This is a genomic window from Bacillus sp. CCB-MMP212 (genome assembly GCF_022748145.1).
In the GTDB taxonomy this organism is placed as follows: domain Bacteria; phylum Bacillota; class Bacilli; order Bacillales; family Bacillaceae_G; genus Bacillus_A; species Bacillus_A cereus.
This window is the reverse complement of sequence record NZ_JALDQE010000010.1, coordinates 129,840-148,281: the sequence shown is the minus strand read 5'-3', so window position 1 is coordinate 148,281 and position 18,442 is coordinate 129,840. Positions and strand designations below refer to the sequence as shown.

The following is an 18,442-nucleotide window of genomic DNA, read 5'->3' as shown; positions in this document are numbered from 1 at the left end:
GTAGATAAATATAAAAGTCAGTCATCATAAGCTTCATACTTAGGGGGATGTATATGTTATTACAAAAAGAAAGAGAAGAAATTGTAGCGTATGGAAAGAAAATGATTTCTAGTGGTTTAACAAAGGGGACGGGCGGTAATATTAGTATCTTTAATCGTGAACAAGGTCTTGTTGCGATTAGTCCAAGTGGTTTAGATTATTATGAAACAAAGCCTGAAGATGTAGTTATATTAAACTTAGATGGTGAAGTAGTAGAAGGAGAAAGAAAGCCATCAAGTGAACTAGATATGCACCTTATTTATTATAGAAAGCGTGAAGATATAAATGCACTTGTACACACACATTCTCCTTATGCAAAGACGATTGCATCATTAGGATGGGAACTTCCTGCAGTATCGTATTTAATTGCTTTTGCAGGCCCGAATGTACGCTGTGCGCCGTATGAGACATTTGGTACGAAGCAATTAGCAGATGCTGCTTTTGAAGGCATGATTGACCGCCGTGCAGTGTTACTTGCGAATCACGGTTTAATTGCTGGGGCAAATAATATAAAAATGGCGTTTACTATTGCAGAAGAGATTGAGTTTTGTGCTCAAATTTATTATCAAACGAAAAGCGTCGGAGAACCGAAGCTTTTGCCAGAAGATGAGATGGAGAATTTGGCGAAGAAGTTTGAAGGGTATGGGCAGCAGTAGAAATCTAACGGAAATGTTATTCAATGTGTATTAAAATGGCCGTGAAAGAATATATATTCTTCCATGGCCATTTTAGGATTTTAATTATTTAGATATATTTTTGAGTTGCGAATCTAATTTCCAAAAACCGATTCCTGAGAATAGTGCTGCTAATGAACCAATAATTGCAGCAATACCGATATCTCCGAACATCATTCCGCCCATTAAGATACCAAAAATTCCAATTAAGATAAGAATAATAGAAATAGCTTTCATTATACGATACTCCCTAAAACGTAAAAGTCATATATGATAATATAACATTAATAGATTTTATAATCAAAAATATTTTGTTCAGGAATTGTATTGAGGTAGGAAATATGAATGGTGAATAAAGGGTTAGGAGAAGGAAACGAAAGGAAAAAACATCCTCAAAATTGAGGATGTTTTTACGCTTTCTTAAGCAACAAATACATAAAGTAAGGAGCCCCAATTAAAGCAACGACAATACCTGCTGGAATGCCATTAGGATCAACGATATTTCGCCCGATTGTGTCTGCTAGTAGTAATAACCATCCGCCAATTAAAACGGCGATAGGCATGAATATTTGATGTCTTGGACCTACTAAAGATTTCGCGATATGAGGAGCCATTAATCCGATAAAGCTAATTCCTCCTGTTACGGAAACAGCTGCGGCTGCAAGTGCAACGGCTGCGATTAATAAGTATCTTCGTTCTTTTTCAATTTCAATTCCAACACCGATTGCGACCGGTTCGTTTAATGCTAGAATGTTTAATCGATTTGCTTTATAGAAGACAAATGGGATTAATACAATTAGCCATGGAAGCATTGCTAAAACAAATGTCCAATCATCTCCCCAAATGTTTCCGGCAATCCATTTTGAGATAAAGTCCACTTTCATACGATCAGCGGATGAAATAAGGACAATCATCGCTCCAGATAGTGCAAATGCAAAACCGATACCAGTTAATGTTAATCGTATTGGTTGAAGTCCAGTTGATTTACTATATGAAAATACGTAAATTAGAACAGCTGTCAGAAATGCCCCAATAAATCCAACGACAGGTAGTAAGTAAAGAAATGAACCTACGTCTATTGGAAAGTATAAAAAGAAAATAGCAACAGCAACACCAGCCCCAGAGTTAATACCAAGAATACCAGGTTCAGCTAAATCATTTCGGGTAATTCCTTGCAGAATAGCCCCTGATAAAGCGAGAGCCATACCAGCTAATAATGTAATGACAATTCTAGGTAGTCTTAAAGAGTATAAAACGAACTCCTCTTTAAAAGTCCCTTGCCCCATTAATGTTGGGAGTAGTCGATCATAAGATAAAGATGCTGAACCAAGTCCCATTCCAACTACAATGGTTGTGATGATTACTATAAGTAAAGCGAGTATAATGAGACGCTGTTTTCTTAAAATAGATTGCATCATGAGAATGTTTTTCCTCCTTTACGTACAATGAATAGGAAGAATGGTAATCCTACAATCGCGACAATTGCCGCAACTGGTGTTTCGTACGGAGCGTTAATAGTACGTCCGATTGTATCTGCAAGTAGCATAAAGGAAGCTCCAGCAATTGCTGACATCGGTATAACAAATCGGTAATCTGGACCGACAATTGGGCGTACCATGTGAGGTACCATTAAACCGATAAATGCCATATTTCCAACAAGCGCTACAGATGCACCTGCAAGTAAGATAATAATGATAAATAAAATAGTTTTAATAACAATAATTTTTTGACCTAGTCCAATAGCCACTTCCTCACTGAAACTAAGAACTGTCAATTTTTTTGCTAGTAAGATAGCGATAAAGATACTAATTGAAATGACTGGAATAATAATTTTTAATTGGCTCCAAGTTGTTCCAATTACGCCCCCAGCAGTCCAAAGTGATACATCTTGTGAAATTTTAAAGTAAATGCCAATTCCTTCTGAAATTGCGAGTAGAAATGCTGAAACTGCAGCGCCCGCTAATACAATTCGAAGAGGAGAAAGACCGCCTTTTTTCACCATACCAATTCCAAATACCATAATTGCGCCAATTGCAGCACCGATAAAGCAAGCTAACGTTAAGTAAAGATAGCTAATGGAAGGATTGAAAGCAAGTGTTAGTGCAAGCGCAGCATTTGCTCCACCAGATAGCCCTAATAATCCAGGGTCCGCAAGTGGATTTCGTGTTAATCCTTGCATAATTGCTCCAGAAACGGCTAATCCAGCTCCTACAAAAATAGCAGCAACTTCACGTGGTAAACGTATTTCTCGAATAATAGATATTTTGTCTCCTTTAGCGGAGGAAGTGAGTGCTAACCATACATCTTTTATCGAAGTATCTGCAGCACCTAATACCATTGCAACCATAAAAATAAGAAAGAATGCAATTAAGCTTAAAATTAGTTTGTATGTAAAAGCTATAGAACGTGGATTATCATGATATTTTGTCATTCGTTTCACATCTTTTCTGTTCATAGAATAAAGGAAGAGGAATTCTTAAATTAAGAATTCCTCATGTTTGTATTATTTACCAAGAAAGTTCTTCTTGAAGAAGTCTAGTTGGAAATCTAATGTAAGTGGATCATTGAAATAGAATTCCATCATGTTTGCTTCATATACGCGATTATTTTTTACTGCTGGGATGTTTTTATATGATTCTGTCTCTTGGAATGAGTTATCAGTATCTTTATTTTTACTTACGATTAAGTAATCACCAGCAAATTCAGGTAATACCTCAGTAGATAATGCGTAGTAACCTTCTTTTAATGCTTTTTCTTTTACTTTTTCAGGCATTTTTAATTTCATTTCTTGGTACAGAATTTCTGTTCCGCGGCCCCAGTTTTCGCCGTATACATAAAGCTGTTTGTTGAAGTTTTCTACAACAGAAACTGTTGCATCTTCACCGATTTTTGCTTTAATTTCTTTACCAGCTTCTTGTGCACGTTTCTTGAAGTCATCAACCCAAGTTTTTGCTTCTTTTTCTTTGTTTAATAACTTACCAATTTCTAAATGCTGTGTTAAGTAATCAACTTTTCCGTAAGTGTATGTTACAGTAGGAGCAATTTTCTTTAACTTATCGACATTTTTAACATTTGATAAACCAATGATTAAATCTGGATTTAGTTCAGCGATTTTTTCAACATTTTCATCTGATACTTCAGCAACATCTTTAAGTTTACTATCAAAACGTGGGTTTTGTTTAGACCATGAATCTACCCCAACAAGATTTACACCTAATGACATTACGTTACCAGCGAATGATGATAGTACAACAACGCGTTTTGGATTTGCAGGAACTTCTACTTTACCATTTTCAGATTGGTATGTAATTGTTTCTGATTTATTACCTTTTGCATCGTTCTTTTTGTCTGTAGAGCCATTGCTACAAGCACTCATAACAAGAACGAAAAGAACTGTTAGTGAAATAAATAACTTTTTCATCGTCTTTCTCCTTTAACATAGATGATATGTGTATACAATAATTTGTTTAACTGTAATCTTTTTGAAAGAGTAGTGGTAAAGCAAAATGATTTATTAAAAATCTTGAATATGAGATTTTATAATATAGTATTAACCATATTAATGAAAGAAGATGTAATCTCAAATTTGCTAATTATTAACAAAATGATAATGATTATCACTATTGATTCTTTAAATAATATAATTTTATATAGGTGTATTGTCAATAGTAATTTTGATTGTAAATTTTGCGGAAACAGGTTATATTTTATTGAGAATGATAATCAATGATTAATAGCTGAGGAGTGAGCACGAATGAATCGAGAAGAATTGTTTGATGTAACCGTGATAGGCGGAGGACCTGCAGGGCTTTATTCAGCTTTTTATAGTGGACTCAGAGAAATGAAAACAAAAATAATAGAATTTCAACCACATTTAGGTGGAAAAATACATGTGTATCCGGAAAAAATGATTTGGGATGTAGGAGGACTATTGCCAGTTACAGGTGATAAGTTAATTGAACAACTTGTACAGCAAGGGTTAACATTTAAGCCGGAAGTTGTATTAGATACAAAAGTAGAATCGATTATTCGTAATCAAGATGGTACTTTTACATTAAAAACAAGTACTGGCGAAGAACACTTTTCAAAAACAGTTATCGTCGCAACAGGAAGTGGTATATTGAAACCGCAAAAGTTATCTATTGAAGGTGCTGAGCGATTTGAAGTATCGAATTTAAATTATACAGTTAAATCTTTAAAGCGTTTCAAAGGTAAAACAGTTATTATTTCCGGTGGAGGCAATTCTGCTGTTGATTGGGCAAATGAATTGGAACCAATTGCGAAAAAAGTGTATGTAACCTATAGAAAAGAAGAATTATCTGGTCATGAAGCACAAGTAAAACAACTTATGAACAGCTCAGCGGAGTGTTTCTTTAATACATCGATTACAAAATTAATTGCTGGTGATAATCATGAAGCGATCGAATATGTAGAATTAACAAATCATGAAACAGGTGAGGTTTCTCACTTACCTATTGATGAAGTTATTATTAATCATGGATATGAACGCGACATTACATTATTAGAAAATAGTGAGTTAGACGTTGCAATTATAGATAATTATTATATTGCAGGTAATGCAAATAGTGAGTCTTCAGTAGATGGATTATATGCTGCTGGAGATATTTTAAAGCATGAAGGGAAACTACACTTAATTGCAGGTGCATTCCAAGATGCTGGAAATGCTGTGAATAAAGCAAAGCAATTTATCCAACCAGATGCAAGTGAGTACGGAATGGTTTCTTCTCATAATGAAGTATTTAAGAAGAGAAATCGCGAACTGATTAAGCAGATGATAAAATAATAAGGAACAAGTATACCCCCACATACTTCTCTATTCAAATGGATGAGAGATGTACGTGGGGGTTTTCCTGTTTACTATATTTTCAATCATTATAATGACACCGGTTTCATCAGTTCATATGATATGAACATTTTTATTGGTAAAGCATCTTAGAAAACAATTTAGCTATGTTTTGCTTACGCAGAACATGGCTAAATTACGCTGTCCCTTTAGCGCGTTCATTAGGAAATGGCATATTTAGTATAGAAGCAATATATTGTTTTCCATGTTTTCGAGCCAATGATTCTAATATTTGACGGACGCGTTTTGTAAGATGGCCTTGTTTTTTGATGGCTTCACAATATGCGTCATAGAAAGCATATTTAGCCCAAAGGAAATCATCTTGTTGGAATAAGAAATGATTTTTGTACCATTCACCAATTGTATGATAACAATTGTTTTCATGTATTGCTGTGCTTTGAGAAAGAAAACGATCAGATAAAGATACATTCAAATGAGAAATTGTGTTTTCTGTTTCAACTTGTAGTGTTTTTTCTAACATTGTAATGATGTGACGAGTAGCCATATGTTAACTCTCCTTTGTGTAAATGGGTAATACCATTCTATATTTAAAAAATTCTTACTATATAATACTATACAATATATGGAATGCATCTACCTGCTTTTTGAACTGCATTTACAAAATCTTTTTTATTTGTTTACAAAAATAAAGTAAAGTAAGATACAGTATAGATGAAAAAATAATAAAGGAATGAACGCATTGTATATAACAGTAGAAGAGACTGCGGAGTATTTGAATTTACCAAAATCGTATATTGAAGAGTTAATTCAGCAAAAGAAAATTCGTGCGCTATTCGATGGAGAGCAATATTTAGTAAATAAAGAACAATTTAATACACATTTAGAACAAATGGAGAAATATAAGCAATTAGTGGAAGAAATATTGAACGAACCAATTCCAGAAGATATGGATGTTAAAGACGAAGATTAAACTATGGAAAATCCCTTATGAAGATATGCAGAAATGTATATTCATAAGGGATTTTTTGTTTGAAGATATCAAAAACATAAGGAGTTCTTAGCCTTTCCTCAAATTTTGATAGGTAGTAGTCTACCATGTTAAAAGCATATTTTTTTCTAGCTAGGACAAACATAGAGAACGTAACCTGTACAGATACATATACTATCAGTGCAAAAGCTTATAAATTAATGGAAGGGGTTTTCTCGTGAGTTTATTTCATTGTGATTTTCTGAAAGACTTAATTGGATCTTTTGTGAGAGTAAACAGGGGTGGTCCAGAATCTCAAAAAGGGACAATAATATCAGTATGTCCGGACTACTTCGTATTGAAGAATGAAAAAGGTGAGCTTTATTACTATCAACTTAGCCATCTGAAAAGTATTACGAAAAATGCAAAAGACTGTGGATCAAGTGATTGCGATTGGGAAGATTGCGAATGTGCAGACGACTTTGAAGCACTACTTCTAAGCTTCAAATATTGCTGGGTGAAAATTAATCGCGGTGGTCCAGAGAAAGTGGAAGGAATTTTACAAGATGTTTCTTGTGACTTCGTTACATTAATTGTAAAAGAAGAAGTTATATTAATTGCAATAAAGCATATTAAAAGTGTTAACTATAATGCATTAGCATGCGGAGAGAGCGATGAGAGCGACGATAGTAAGGAAAGTAGCGATAATTCAGGTCGCGCTCGCGCACAAAGACAATCAAGTAGAGGAAGATAATAAGAAAGGGGGATACAAAATTGGAGAACGTATTATGCTGTGACCAAATTAAATGTTTAGTTGGTGAGAATGTAAAAGTAAATCTTCGCGGACCAGAAAGTCGAGTAGGGACACTGGTATCGTTAGGAAAAGACTATCTTACATTACAACTACCTCATGGTGAATTAGTATATTATCAGTTGAAACATGTGAAGAGTCTAGTGAAGAAAGTGAAAGAAAGTAAATGTGGCGATGGCTATAGTTCATGTTTCTGCTCTGATGAGGATACTTTTTTAGATATATTAAAAGACTTGAAGTATAAGTGGATAAAAATTAATCGTGGCGGTCCAGAGTGTGTGGAAGGTTTATTAAGTGAGGTACACCATGGCTGTATTACACTAGTAAACGGCGATGAAGTTATTTATGTAATTAAGTCTCATATTAAGAGTGTGAGTCAAGTAGTTAAATGTAAAAAGAATGAAGATGAATAATGTTTAATAAATAAGAGGGGCATTATGAGGGAAAGAGAAGAACAATTTCTTATTTCGATAGTATGAAAAGGAATTACTTACTATTAAAACAGAACTTTGCCCTGATTATTTTTTTAGAAATGGAAGACAGGTAAGAAGAAATTCATAGGAAGGAGGATATAGATGAATGAGTTAAACAAAAGTATTGGAGAAAATATATATGTTAAATTAATCGGTGAAAAAAGATTTAAAGGTGTATTAATTGATGTAGGAAATGATATCGTTGTTCTTTACAATGGACAAGATTACGTATATATATCTTTATATCATGTACAATACTATAAATTTTTAAGACCATATGACGAAGAAATATTAAAACCAGATGTTGATTCTGTAATTAAGAGGGAATCCCCTTCAATTTCTTTGAGAAAAGTATTAAGTACTTCTAAAGGGATTTTTACAGAAGTTTATGTAGCAGGAAATGCTCCAATACATGGTTATGTTACAAGTGTGATGAACGATTATATTGTTTTTTATAGTCCGGTTTATAAAACGGTATATATATCTTTAAAGCATTTAAAATGGTTAATTCCGTATAAAGAAAACCAAGTACCGTATGCCCTCAATAAAAATGAACTCCCCGTAAATCCGTTAAATATTACGTTAGCTAGAACGTTTGAAGAACAGCTTATTAAAATGACAGGGAAAATTATGGTGTTCGATTTAGGTGAGGAGTCCAATAAAATTGGAAAAATGGCGAAAATTGATGAAGGTCATATTGAAATATCAAAAGCACGTGATGCAAAAATGTATGTGAATATTCAACATGTAAAATCTGTCCATTGTCCGTAAGCTAGTTGAAAGGGCTGGCTTTTTCTTTTATATGCAGAAGAAAAGGTCGAGCCTATTTGTTTAGCTCGATTTGAATATGAGGGGAAAATGAATTGAATATAAATATACTATGGTGTGATTTTTTAAAAAAATTTTGCACTTATTTATAAAGAAATGTGTACGAGCTATCTTTTTATGTATTCAATTTATTTTTTGAGGAGGAGCTGCTCAACTAATTTATTAAAGGGGTTTTGTTTGTGGAGCAGTTTCCTAATTCGTTATCAATTACATTGCTTGGTAGTGCTGGTGGAGCAGCAAAAGCGGTTTTAGCAATTTTAAATCAAGCGATAGCAAATGAAAAAGATCCAATTTATGAAGTATTAAAGAATGCCAAATTTCATTTGGTGGATATAAAACAAAAAGATAGGACTTATTATGATGAGTTGTTTTCGAATCTGAAAGGTCAATTATATTTATATGAAATAAACCTTCAAAATGTAGTGGAATTTAAACAACATTTAAAAGAAAAAAGAACGAGTGTTGTGATTGATGTTTCAGGGGCAGATACAATTAGAGTATTAAGCTGCTGTAATGAACTAGGAATTTGTTATATTAACTCAGCCTTGGAAAATGAGGCAGTAGATCAGGACGATAGCTTAATTGGCTTTCAGCTTACGGAAAGATATACAAGGTTTGAGAAGGAGAAAGAGAAATTTACAAATACAAAAGCGATTATAGGTTCAGGTATGAATCCAGGTGTTGTTCAATGGATGGTTGTTGAGCTTATGAAGGAACGACCAAATGAAAGGCCAAGAGCATGTTATATTGTAGAACATGACACGTCATTTTTGAATGATACAGCACTTATAAAGCCACATACACTTTATGCTTCATGGGCAGTAGAGCGATTTTTAGATGAAGCAATCTGGAGTTATCCGATGTATATGAGCCATCATCGTCCTCTTTACTTTTATGAAGATGTATATGCTTCAGAGTATAAAGTGAAGTTAGGAGAAAAAGAATTCTATGGTTGTTTAATGCCACATGAGGAAGTATTAATTTTAGGGAAAAACTTTAATATGGAAGTTGGTTTTCTTTACCGAATTAATGAGTATACAACAAATATAATTAGACAGAACTTAGATCAAGTAGAAGATTTATGGAACTGGAATCGTAAAGTGTTTAATCCAGCGGAAGAAGAGGTTGCTGGAGAGGACTTGGTCGGTGTGTTACTCGTTTATGAAAATAGTGAGACATATATGTATAATGTGATGAATAGTAGCCAAGTTTTTCGTAAATATAAAACGAATGCAACGTATTTTCAGGTAGGGTGCGGGATTTATGCGGGCTTGTCCAGTTTACTTTTAGATCAATTTGAACAAGGTGCTTATTACGTTGAGGAGTTGTTATTAAATACAGAAAGTAAGTACGGTGAGTATTTAAATTTATATATGAAGGATTTTGTAATAGGGCATAATAATTTTACGGATGGATTGTTACATGACAGGGTAAGATGGATGTAAGTTGTTACCAAAAGGAAGGGGAGATCTCCTTCCTTTCATTATTATAAGGTTAAATATTGCCCTGAAAGCAATTTCATACTTATACTTTAAGGAGATAACAATGAAAGTTTTTTGTATCGATCAAGGGGAGTTTTTATATGAATAAATACAAGAGCTTGATTTATGAAGAAAGAAGAGCCTTAAAGGTATTTATATTATTATTTTATATTATATTCTTTTTATATGACGCTATATATTATTTTGTATATCCTGCTATGAATATTAGTGGAACAGCGGTAGGTTGGCCAGAAGGTAGTCTTGGGATAGGTGTGCCTATATTTGTAATAGCATTATTTCCTATTTCTATATATCTTCAAAAAAGAGGGTATGTATATTCTGTAAAATATTTATTTTTATTTGGGTACATGTTTATCAATCTTGTGAATAATTTAATGATTTATTTGCGAACGGATAGACCTTTTGAACATGGTAGTATGGTAGAAATGTTATTAATTTTATTTGCCCCAGTTTTCGTGAATAGAAAATACTTTTATTTAGTTTCCTTTAGTGTAATTGGAAAGTACGTATTTTTCACATTGCTATTACAAGATTTAAAAGTGGTAATTCCACTTGTTTTATGTATATTCTATTTCATTATTTCACATTCTTTATTAAAACGATTTCAATCTTATGTAAGAACAGTGGTTGAAATGATGAACAATATGAAAGAGACGGAAAATTTAGCTGTGATTGGGACTATGTCTACAACAATTGCCCATGAAATTCGAAATCCGCTAACAGCGTTAAAAGGGTTTACGCAAATGCAAAAAGAAAGAAATCCAACTGATACGATGAGCTACGACATTATGCTACAAGAAATTGAAAGGGTTAATGGATTTGTTAGTGAATTGATGTTGTTAGGAAAACCAAAGCCAACAAATTATGAAAGGTGTAATATACGAGACATCCTTCTATATGTTGTACATCTAATGGAAAGTTATGCAACGCAATATAGAGTTAAATGTCATATACAAGTAGATGGGAATTTACCGGCTATAAACGGTGATGATAAGCAATTAAAACAAGTGTTATTAAATATCATTAAAAATGGAATAGAATCAATGCCAGAGGGCGGAGAAATTCATATCCGTGCATATCAAAAAACGCAAGGACATTTGTGTATTTCTGTTGAAGACCAAGGATTTGGTATAGAGAATGAGAAATTAGAAAAAATTGGCAAGGCATTTTACACAACAAAGGAGACTGGTACAGGACTTGGATTAATGATTACATATAAAATTATTAAGGAACATCAAGGGAGTATCACGATCCAAAGTAGTCTAGGAGTAGGAACGAAAGTAGAAATTTTTCTGCCGACCGTTTAATGTATTGGGAGAAAAGATTTTTCAGAAAAGTGTTCTTGTTGTGTAAATATAAACATTTTATAAAATGTTTCAAGAAGGGTTTTTTTTATAAAATACTTCGTTTATAATGGAGGAAAATATCGACATGAGATTGATTGCTCATGTAACGGTTCAGTAGTGTTATGAAAAGATAAGAAGGGGTGCACGCGCATCCTTTTTTCTATGCAGATATTATGAAAGAGGTGGTATGATGGAATTAACATTAAATTCGACTGTATGTTTACACACGATTCAATTTCGAAAAGAGCAAAAGAATTATATTGTAAAAGATACAATTACAGGAGAAAAATATGAAATGCCGCCACTTTGGATTGATGCATTGGCAATGATGCGTGACGGTTTTTTATTGGGAGAAATTGAGGAGAAATTAACAGAAGAGTATCCATCCGAAGAAGTGAATATGTTAGCATTCACGAGGCAACTGTTAGAACTAGAACTTGTTGAAATGGTAGATGGAGAAGAGATAGCTTGCACAAAGAAGAAAGAGATAGATTGTTTAGCTTGGGTGCGTCCTCGTGTGGAACAATTCTTTCTTAATTTAAATAGAAAATATAGAAGCAAAGACCAGTAGTGGCCTTTGCTTTTTTTGTAGCGCCATTTAAAAAATAACAGCAAATGCTCTTGCGAAAGCACCGTCACTATTTTTAATTTTTAAAGGTGCTGCTGAGAAAAAGAAACGTTTTGCTTCGATAGCATCTAGATTTGTTAAGTTTTCAATTAAATAAATATTATTCCCTAGTAATATGTGATGAATCGGTGATGTTTCTGTTGTGACTTCATCAGGAGAAATGAAATCTAAACCGATAGATTTTACTTTTAATTGAACTAATTCTTCAGCTAATTCTTCAGAAAGATAAAATGCTTCTTTCTCATAAGCTTCTGTATTCCATTTGGTGGATAGATTAGAATGAAAAATAACAATATCACCTTCTTTTATATTAGCATTATGCAATACTGCCTTAGGTAATTTTCGTTCTTGAATATGTGTTACATCTATAAGAACAGCTTCGCCTACAAATTGATCCAGCGGTAATCGATCGATGGTCGTTGCGCCTGAAATAAAATGCGCAGGGGCATCACAATGCGTGCCAACATGAACGACAGAATGAAAATCTGTAACTTGATAGCCTGATTCTTCAACACTTGTAACAGCTTCTAGTTGTATTTTAGGTGTTCCAGGAAATTGAGACATATTATTTTCAAATGTTTGCGATAGATCAATTACTTTCATTTTACATACCTCCAATATATGTTTTTCAAATAATAAAAAGCTCATCCTTCAGTATCAAGAAAGATGAGCTTTACATGCTAGTTGAGTTTTATCTTCCAAAATGCAATGCATTTTGCAGGAATTAGCACCTATTCAGTTTGTATAAACTGAGGTTGCTGGGCTTCAAAGGGCCGGTCCCTCTGCCTCTCTTGATAAAGAAGTATTCAGTTTTTAAAATCGGAATTTTCCGATAGTTAAATTGTAATTCATTTCCTTTTTTCGTGCAATACAAAATAGGTATTCACCCAAATAAAGCTGCTCGCATATTGTAGCTTATGTAAATAGAATGCTGCGAAGGAGTGAGTGCAGTGACAGGAAATATATTAAATTATTATGCTGGTGGTAATACAGCTAGGGGATTTCACAATTTATACGAAGAGAATTTAAAAGGATTAGACAGATTATTTATCTTAAAGGGTGGCCCAGGAACGGGAAAATCTTCTTTAATAAAGGCAATAGGTCGTGAATGGATTGAAAAAGGATATGATATTGAATTTTTGCATTGTTCTTCTGATAATAAATCGGTTGATGGTGTAATTATCCCAAAATTAAAAGCAGGAATTGTTGATGGGACATCGCCGCATGTTATTGAGCCAAAAATGCCAGGAGTTGTTGAAGAGTATATAAATTTAGGAATTGCTTGGGACTCAGATAAACTAAGAAAGCAGAAGTTAGAAATTGAAAGATTTGTTTCAGAAGCAAGCAAAGCTTTTCAGTCTGCTTACGCACGTTTTAAAGAGGCATTGGTTATACATGATGAGTGGGAGAAGATATATATTGATAATATAGATTTTAATAAAGCAAATGAACTAACCAATCAGCTAATCCAGAAATTATTTGCAGATAAAAACGGGAGACAATCGCTTGTAAAACATCGTTTTTTAGGAGCTGCTACACCGAAAGGGGCAGTTGATTTTGTTCCTAATTTAACAGAAGGGTTACCACATCGTTATTTTATAAAAGGGCGCCCAGGCTCTGGAAAATCAACGATGCTCAAAAAGTTAGCTAAGGCAGCTGAAGAAAAAGGATTTGAAGTTGAAGTATATCATTGCGGATTTGACCCGCATAGTCTTGATATGGTTATCGTAAGAGAATTAGGCTTTGCAATTTTTGATAGCACCGCACCACATGAATATTTTCCAAGTCGCGAGGGTGATGAAATTATTGATATGTATGCCCTTATTGTTACGCCAGGGACGGATGAGAAATATGCGAAGGAAATTCGTGATGTTTCCATTCAATATAAAGCAAAAATGAATGAGGCGATGTCTTTCTTAGCGAAAGCAAAATCGGTTCGTGATAAATTAGAACGAATTTATATTGCTGCTATGGATTTTTCAATAGTAGATGCATATAAAGAGGAGATTCAAAAAGAGTTTGAACGAATTGCTGCTACTGTAATTGAAAAGCAACAATAGACGTTTCATTAGGCTGTCAGTAATTTCTGACAGTTTTTTTAGTATGTAGTAAAATTAATAGTGTATTGTCGAATTTCCAAGGAAATAATCAAAAAATGGAGATGTTATGAAATGAGAGAGAAAATCGAGTTGGAGTTAGAAAGAATTGAAAAAGAGAATGATGTGAAAATTTTATTTGCGGTGGAATCAGGGAGTCGTGCTTGGGGGTTTCCATCGAAAGATAGTGATTATGATGTTAGGTTTGTTTATATACATCCGGTAGAATGGTATTTATCAATTCATGACAAACGAGATGTAATTGAATATCCAATTAGTGATGATTTAGATATAAGTGGTTGGGATATTAAAAAGGCGTTGCAACTATTCGCGAAGTCGAATCCAGCTTTACTTGAGTGGATTCGATCACCAATTTTTTATTCGAAAAACTCTAATTTTCCAGAACTACTTCAACAGATGAGTGAGAAGAATTTTGATCCAAAAGCAACGATATATCATTATTTACATATGGCGTCGAAAAATTATCGTGAATTTTTGCAAGGTGAGAATGTAAAGCTGAAAAAGTACTTTTATGTATTACGTCCCATTTTAGCTTGTAAGTGGCTAGAAGAGAAAACGACTTTACCTCCTGTAGAATTTGACCGATTAATTACAGAATTATTATTAGAACGTAGCGTATTAGATGAAATTGAAAAGTTGTTAATAAAGAAAAAAGCAGGTACTGAATTAGATGTTGGATTGAAAATTAAGGTGCTAAATCAATTTTTAGAAGAACAAATTCATTACTATCAGCAATATGTAAAAGGAATTGAAAAGGGATCAGGAATCGATATTGAGGGTTTAAATACATTGTTTCGAGATATGTTGTTTGAAGCATATGAAAAAGAGCACAAGTAAGTTTGTGCTCTTTTTATTTTGTAGGAATGAAGAAAACAGATATAGCTGCGATAAGACCTGCAAAGGAGAATAAGTAAAAATTCCATGCTAAGTCATATTGCATTGTCATAATAATACCGACGAGAATTGGGCCAGCAATTGCACCAACTCGGCCAAGCCCCAGTCCCCAGCCTAAGGAGGTAGCTCGGATATGTGATGGGAAGTATTGTGTTACATATGCATTTAATATTTGAGTAATACCGACTGATCCAATACCAGCAAGGCCAATTAAAAGATAAATGATTGTAACAGATGGTTTGATTGTTAATAGTCCGATACATATGGCTGCCATAAGATAAGAGATGCTAATAACAATTTTTGCTCCTATACGATCAGCAATTGCTCCAGCGAATAATGCGCCGATAGCTGCGGTAATATTTAGCATAAGTAGAAATGACAGACTAGACCCAAGAGGATATCCTGCCTGGCGCATCATCTGTGGTAACCAAGTGTTTAAACCATATATTAAAAACATTCCCATTATATAAGTGATCCAAAAAAGTAGCGTTGCTTTTATGTATTCTTTTGAGAATAAAGTAAAAAATCCATTTTTCTTTCGTATAGTAGATGGGTCTTGATGAGTTTTATCTTTTACATGAAATTCAATTTGAAAACGATTAAGAATTTGGTTTACTTCTTCTTGGCGATTACGTGATAATAAAAATTGAATGGACTCGGGTAAATAGCGAATAATGAAAGGAATGAGGAGTAGTGGAATCATTCCGATACCAAACATAATTCTCCATCCGAAATCTTCTAACATAAGCATGGACAAAATAGCACCTAACACGATACCTAAAGGATAGCCAGTAAACATAAGAGCATAAATAAAAGATTGCCTTTTTTTTGGTGAATATTCAACAGTAAGTGCTGAAGCTGTTGGGATAACACCGCCTAATCCGATTCCTCCTATAAATCGAGATAATCCAAATAACTCAGGAGAAGGAGCGATAGCCGCTAAACCCATTGTGATAGAAAAAAGTGCTAAACAGCATATAAGCGTCCATTTACGCCCAATTAGATCTGTAATCGTTCCAACTAGAATAGCCCCAATAAACATCCCAAATAAAGCATAGCTTGCAATTGTACCAGCATGCGCTGGTGATAGCGCCCAGCTTTTGTCTTCTAGGAGCTTTGGTAGAACGGCACCGTAAATACCTAAATCATATCCATCAGCTAAAATGGCTAGCCAACAAATAAAAACAACAAGTTTTGTAATAGAGCTTGGAAAGATAGTTTCTGTAGATTCTAGATGAGGTGGAGCTGAAGGTTGCATAATATTCACCCCTTTTAATTTGTAGATGAATATATTATTTTATTTAATGTTAATATTTACCTCCTTGTGTCGAATTTTATCTGAAAAGGGTTTATAACAAATAAAGAAGTTCAACAGTAATTTTGTTGAACTTCTTTATTTGTTTACTCATTATCAACTCGTTTTAACGGTTGATCTGCTGGGCCTTCAAGAACGTCTCCCTCAATTGAAAAACGAGAACCATGGCAAGGGCAATCCCAAGTACAATCACCATTATTCCATTCAACTTCACAGCCGAGATGTGTACAAGTTGTATCGACGATATGTAATTTTCCTTCTTTGTCCTTATAAGCACCTGCTCGTTTACCGTTAACATGTACGACAGATCCTTCACCAACTTCGAGATCTTCTGGCTTACGTAATGCGGTTTCAATCTTTCCTGCAATTAAATGTTTCGCAACATCAATGTTTTGGGAGAGGAACGTTTTTATATCTGGATTTGCATGGAAGCGTGATGGTGCATACAGTTCTTTATAGGGACTGTGAACTTTTAGGATGGAGTCCTTCAGTAGGTGAGCGGCAGCAGTTCCAGTTGTCATTCCCCATTTGCGATATCCAGTTGCAACAAATATATTTGGATTTCTTTCGTTAATATGTCCGATATAAGGAAGCTTATCTAGAGTAATTAAATCTTGTGCTGACCATCTATAAGGAACTTCATCTATTCCAAAAGTGGCTTCAGCAAAAGAATAGAGTGCTTCATAATGAAGCATCGTATTTATTCCCTGACCTGTTTTATGACTCTCTCCGCCAATCAAAATTAATTTTTCTCCATTGTTTGTTATATAGCGTAAGGAGCGCTTTGGATCATCAATACTTAAATACATGCCACCTGGATACTCCGTTTTTGCTTTTATTGCAAGAGCGTAGGAGCGTTCTGCGTACATTCGCGTAAAGAAAAAGCTATTCGCATCATAAAAAGGAAAATGTGAACAAGAGACGACATATTCACAAGTGATATGATGGCCCTCTTTTGTAATTATTTGTGGATAATCGCCCTTTTCCACATCCATAGCTGTTGTTTGTTCGTAGACCTTTCCGCCCATCTCCACAAACTTTTCTAAAAGTGTTTTTAAATAAAGAAGGGGATGGAATTGTGCTTGATTTTTCATTACAAGCGCAGATTGTACTGGAATAGGAATCGATAGAGATTGAACATAGTCACAAGGTATATTTAATTTTTGATAAGCTTCATATTCTTTCGATAAATTTCTTAATCCGTTATCAGTAGTTGTATATAAATATGAATCTTCATTTGAGAAATTACAGTCGATTTTATATGTTTGAACAGTTTTATTTATGAATTGTAGAGCCTTATTATTTGATTCATAGTAAAGCCGGGCCTTTTCTACACCGAAATGATTTATTAATTCATCATAAATAAGATCATGTTGTGCTGTTACTTTCGCTGTTGTATGCCCAGTCGTTCCGTTTAAAATACGACCAGAATCAATTAAAACAACATCGATGCCTTCTTTTGCAAGTAAATAGGCAGTAGTAATACCTGTAATACCAGCACCGATAATAGCAACTTTCGTCTTTATATTTTCGGATAAACGAAGGAAAGTAGGAAATTGAGTAGATTCAATCCAATAAGATAGCGGCAGTTGTGGGAATGTATCACCTGTCATTGCGGAAACCTCCTGATTTTAGAACAATTTTCCTTTTAATATTTCCATATTATATGAAATTCATGTGTGTTGTTTTAGAGGAAGTCTATTTTTATTAAAAGAGGGTATAAATTATTTTAATATAATTAATTAGGTGGGGCATTATGAAGAAGTAGGATTTATATAAAACTAAATTCAAATGATTCTGTTTGTTGATTACATAGAGAGTTATTGAATGAGATAGAGTCTATGCCGTTTAAGAAAATGTCTATATATAGTGGGTAAATCCTTATGAAATCTATACATTTTCTTTAGTGAAATAAAGTATGATTATAAAAATATAACCACCTTTTATTACTAGGTCATAAAAGGTGTTGACAATATAGAAATTCTATTGTTATGATTCATCATGTGGAAAGGTTGATAGAGAG

At 33.8% G+C, this 18,442-nt stretch carries 19 protein-coding genes and 1 riboswitch; of the genes, 11 read left to right on the top strand and 8 right to left on the bottom strand.

Features of this window, described 5'->3' with window-relative positions; translation table 11 throughout:
• Nucleotides 1–53: 53 nt before the first annotated feature.
• Nucleotides 54–695, top strand: a complete 642-nt coding sequence (locus MRP26_RS23860; RefSeq protein ID WP_000926548.1) for an L-fuculose-phosphate aldolase — start codon at nucleotides 54–56, stop codon at nucleotides 693–695.
• Nucleotides 696–779: 84 nt separating this feature from the next.
• Here MRP26_RS23860 and MRP26_RS23855 read toward each other — a convergent pair whose 3' ends face one another.
• From MRP26_RS23855 to MRP26_RS23840, 4 genes are all read right to left on the bottom strand, one after another.
• Nucleotides 780–950, bottom strand: a complete 171-nt coding sequence (locus tag MRP26_RS23855) for a hypothetical protein (RefSeq protein WP_000644466.1) — start codon at nucleotides 948–950, stop codon at nucleotides 780–782.
• A gap of 173 nt (nucleotides 951–1,123) precedes the next feature.
• The gene (locus MRP26_RS23850; RefSeq protein ID WP_016083701.1) at nucleotides 1,124–2,131 is read right to left on the bottom strand and encodes a FecCD family ABC transporter permease; all 1,008 of its coding nucleotides are present in this window, start codon (nucleotides 2,129–2,131) and stop codon (nucleotides 1,124–1,126) included.
• Nucleotides 2,128–3,168 (bottom strand): FecCD family ABC transporter permease, encoded by a 1,041-nt coding sequence (locus MRP26_RS23845; protein WP_048558589.1) that lies wholly within the window; start codon nucleotides 3,166–3,168, stop codon nucleotides 2,128–2,130. The genes MRP26_RS23850 and MRP26_RS23845 overlap by 4 nt, the downstream gene beginning before the upstream one ends.
• Nucleotides 3,169–3,216: 48 nt before the next feature.
• Nucleotides 3,217–4,134, bottom strand: a complete 918-nt coding sequence (locus MRP26_RS23840) for an iron-hydroxamate ABC transporter substrate-binding protein (protein WP_053565373.1) — start codon at nucleotides 4,132–4,134, stop codon at nucleotides 3,217–3,219.
• A gap of 333 nt (nucleotides 4,135–4,467) precedes the next feature.
• Here MRP26_RS23840 and MRP26_RS23835 point away from each other — a divergent pair, with 333 nt between their 5' ends.
• The gene (locus tag MRP26_RS23835; protein WP_001078267.1) at nucleotides 4,468–5,517 is read left to right on the top strand and encodes an NAD(P)/FAD-dependent oxidoreductase; all 1,050 of its coding nucleotides are present in this window, start codon (nucleotides 4,468–4,470) and stop codon (nucleotides 5,515–5,517) included.
• A gap of 196 nt (nucleotides 5,518–5,713) precedes the next feature.
• On the opposite strand, the gene MRP26_RS23830 is transcribed toward MRP26_RS23835, so the two are convergent.
• Entirely contained in the window at nucleotides 5,714–6,082 is a 369-nt protein-coding gene (locus tag MRP26_RS23830; protein ID WP_000235474.1) for a hypothetical protein, read from the bottom strand.
• A 186-nt stretch (nucleotides 6,083–6,268) separates the two neighbouring features.
• Between MRP26_RS23830 and MRP26_RS23825 the strand changes: the two genes are divergently transcribed.
• From MRP26_RS23825 to MRP26_RS23795, 7 genes are all read left to right on the top strand, one after another.
• The gene (locus tag MRP26_RS23825) at nucleotides 6,269–6,508 is read left to right on the top strand and encodes a helix-turn-helix domain-containing protein (RefSeq protein ID WP_001998970.1); all 240 of its coding nucleotides are present in this window, start codon (nucleotides 6,269–6,271) and stop codon (nucleotides 6,506–6,508) included.
• 235 nt (nucleotides 6,509–6,743) lie between these two features.
• Nucleotides 6,744–7,259, top strand: a complete 516-nt coding sequence (locus MRP26_RS23820) for a hypothetical protein (protein WP_053565371.1) — start codon at nucleotides 6,744–6,746, stop codon at nucleotides 7,257–7,259.
• A 20-nt stretch (nucleotides 7,260–7,279) separates the two neighbouring features.
• A complete protein-coding gene (locus MRP26_RS23815) occupies nucleotides 7,280–7,729 on the top strand; it encodes a PI-PLC domain-containing protein (RefSeq protein WP_053565370.1) in 450 nt (149 codons plus the stop codon).
• Between the two features lie 162 nt (nucleotides 7,730–7,891).
• Nucleotides 7,892–8,560 (top strand): LSm family protein, encoded by a 669-nt coding sequence (locus MRP26_RS23810; RefSeq protein WP_053565369.1) that lies wholly within the window; start codon nucleotides 7,892–7,894, stop codon nucleotides 8,558–8,560.
• 236 nt (nucleotides 8,561–8,796) lie between these two features.
• Complete coding sequence (locus tag MRP26_RS23805) at nucleotides 8,797–10,062, top strand: hypothetical protein (RefSeq protein ID WP_000434719.1); 1,266 nt, start codon at nucleotides 8,797–8,799, stop codon at nucleotides 10,060–10,062.
• Nucleotides 10,063–10,199: 137 nt separating this feature from the next.
• A complete protein-coding gene (locus tag MRP26_RS23800; protein WP_053565368.1) occupies nucleotides 10,200–11,426 on the top strand; it encodes an ATP-binding protein in 1,227 nt (408 codons plus the stop codon).
• A 229-nt stretch (nucleotides 11,427–11,655) separates the two neighbouring features.
• Nucleotides 11,656–12,036 (top strand): hypothetical protein, encoded by a 381-nt coding sequence (locus MRP26_RS23795; protein ID WP_088022850.1) that lies wholly within the window; start codon nucleotides 11,656–11,658, stop codon nucleotides 12,034–12,036.
• A gap of 27 nt (nucleotides 12,037–12,063) precedes the next feature.
• Here the strand turns inward: MRP26_RS23795 and MRP26_RS23790 are convergent, their stop codons facing one another.
• On the bottom strand, nucleotides 12,064–12,696 hold the full coding sequence (locus MRP26_RS23790; protein ID WP_197241148.1) for a cyclase family protein: 633 nt from the start codon (nucleotides 12,694–12,696) through the stop codon (nucleotides 12,064–12,066).
• 85 nt (nucleotides 12,697–12,781) lie between these two features.
• Nucleotides 12,782–12,894, bottom strand: a riboswitch (SAM riboswitch).
• Between the two features lie 149 nt (nucleotides 12,895–13,043).
• Here MRP26_RS23790 and MRP26_RS23785 point away from each other — a divergent pair.
• Together MRP26_RS23785 and MRP26_RS23780 are read left to right on the top strand one after the other, a co-directional pair.
• The gene (locus tag MRP26_RS23785; protein WP_069354883.1) at nucleotides 13,044–14,153 is read left to right on the top strand and encodes a PRK06851 family protein; all 1,110 of its coding nucleotides are present in this window, start codon (nucleotides 13,044–13,046) and stop codon (nucleotides 14,151–14,153) included.
• Nucleotides 14,154–14,264: 111 nt separating this feature from the next.
• Nucleotides 14,265–15,047 carry a nucleotidyltransferase domain-containing protein gene (locus MRP26_RS23780; RefSeq protein ID WP_242807008.1) on the top strand — a complete coding sequence of 261 codons (783 nt, stop codon included), beginning with the start codon at nucleotides 14,265–14,267 and terminating at the stop codon, nucleotides 15,045–15,047.
• Between the two features lie 13 nt (nucleotides 15,048–15,060).
• Here MRP26_RS23780 and MRP26_RS23775 read toward each other — a convergent pair whose 3' ends face one another.
• Complete coding sequence (locus MRP26_RS23775) at nucleotides 15,061–16,362, bottom strand: MFS transporter (RefSeq protein WP_001183082.1); 1,302 nt, start codon at nucleotides 16,360–16,362, stop codon at nucleotides 15,061–15,063.
• Nucleotides 16,363–16,505: 143 nt separating this feature from the next.
• Nucleotides 16,506–18,032 carry an FAD-dependent oxidoreductase gene (locus MRP26_RS23770; protein WP_242807006.1) on the bottom strand — a complete coding sequence of 509 codons (1,527 nt, stop codon included), beginning with the start codon at nucleotides 18,030–18,032 and terminating at the stop codon, nucleotides 16,506–16,508.
• Nucleotides 18,033–18,442: the final 410 nt, after the last annotated feature.

Bases quoted from the DNA above. Each gene is read 5' to 3' on its own strand.
- MRP26_RS23860 (WP_000926548.1), top strand. From the start codon at position 54: ATGTTATTACAAAAAGAAAGAGAAGAAATTGTAGCGTATGGAAAGAAA.
- MRP26_RS23855 (WP_000644466.1), bottom strand. From the start codon at position 950: ATGAAAGCTATTTCTATTATTCTTATCTTAATTGGAATTTTTGGTATC.
- MRP26_RS23850 (WP_016083701.1), bottom strand. From the start codon at position 2,131: ATGATGCAATCTATTTTAAGAAAACAGCGTCTCATTATACTCGCTTTA.
- MRP26_RS23845 (WP_048558589.1), bottom strand. From the start codon at position 3,168: ATGAACAGAAAAGATGTGAAACGAATGACAAAATATCATGATAATCCA.
- MRP26_RS23840 (WP_053565373.1), bottom strand. From the start codon at position 4,134: ATGAAAAAGTTATTTATTTCACTAACAGTTCTTTTCGTTCTTGTTATG.
- MRP26_RS23835 (WP_001078267.1), top strand. From the start codon at position 4,468: ATGAATCGAGAAGAATTGTTTGATGTAACCGTGATAGGCGGAGGACCT.
- MRP26_RS23830 (WP_000235474.1), bottom strand. From the start codon at position 6,082: ATGGCTACTCGTCACATCATTACAATGTTAGAAAAAACACTACAAGTT.
- MRP26_RS23825 (WP_001998970.1), top strand. From the start codon at position 6,269: ATGAACGCATTGTATATAACAGTAGAAGAGACTGCGGAGTATTTGAAT.
- MRP26_RS23810 (WP_053565369.1), top strand. From the start codon at position 7,892: ATGAATGAGTTAAACAAAAGTATTGGAGAAAATATATATGTTAAATTA.
- MRP26_RS23800 (WP_053565368.1), top strand. From the start codon at position 10,200: ATGAATAAATACAAGAGCTTGATTTATGAAGAAAGAAGAGCCTTAAAG.
- MRP26_RS23795 (WP_088022850.1), top strand. From the start codon at position 11,656: ATGGAATTAACATTAAATTCGACTGTATGTTTACACACGATTCAATTT.
- MRP26_RS23790 (WP_197241148.1), bottom strand. From the start codon at position 12,696: ATGAAAGTAATTGATCTATCGCAAACATTTGAAAATAATATGTCTCAA.
- MRP26_RS23780 (WP_242807008.1), top strand. From the start codon at position 14,265: ATGAGAGAGAAAATCGAGTTGGAGTTAGAAAGAATTGAAAAAGAGAAT.
- MRP26_RS23775 (WP_001183082.1), bottom strand. From the start codon at position 16,362: ATGCAACCTTCAGCTCCACCTCATCTAGAATCTACAGAAACTATCTTT.
- MRP26_RS23770 (WP_242807006.1), bottom strand. From the start codon at position 18,032: ATGACAGGTGATACATTCCCACAACTGCCGCTATCTTATTGGATTGAA.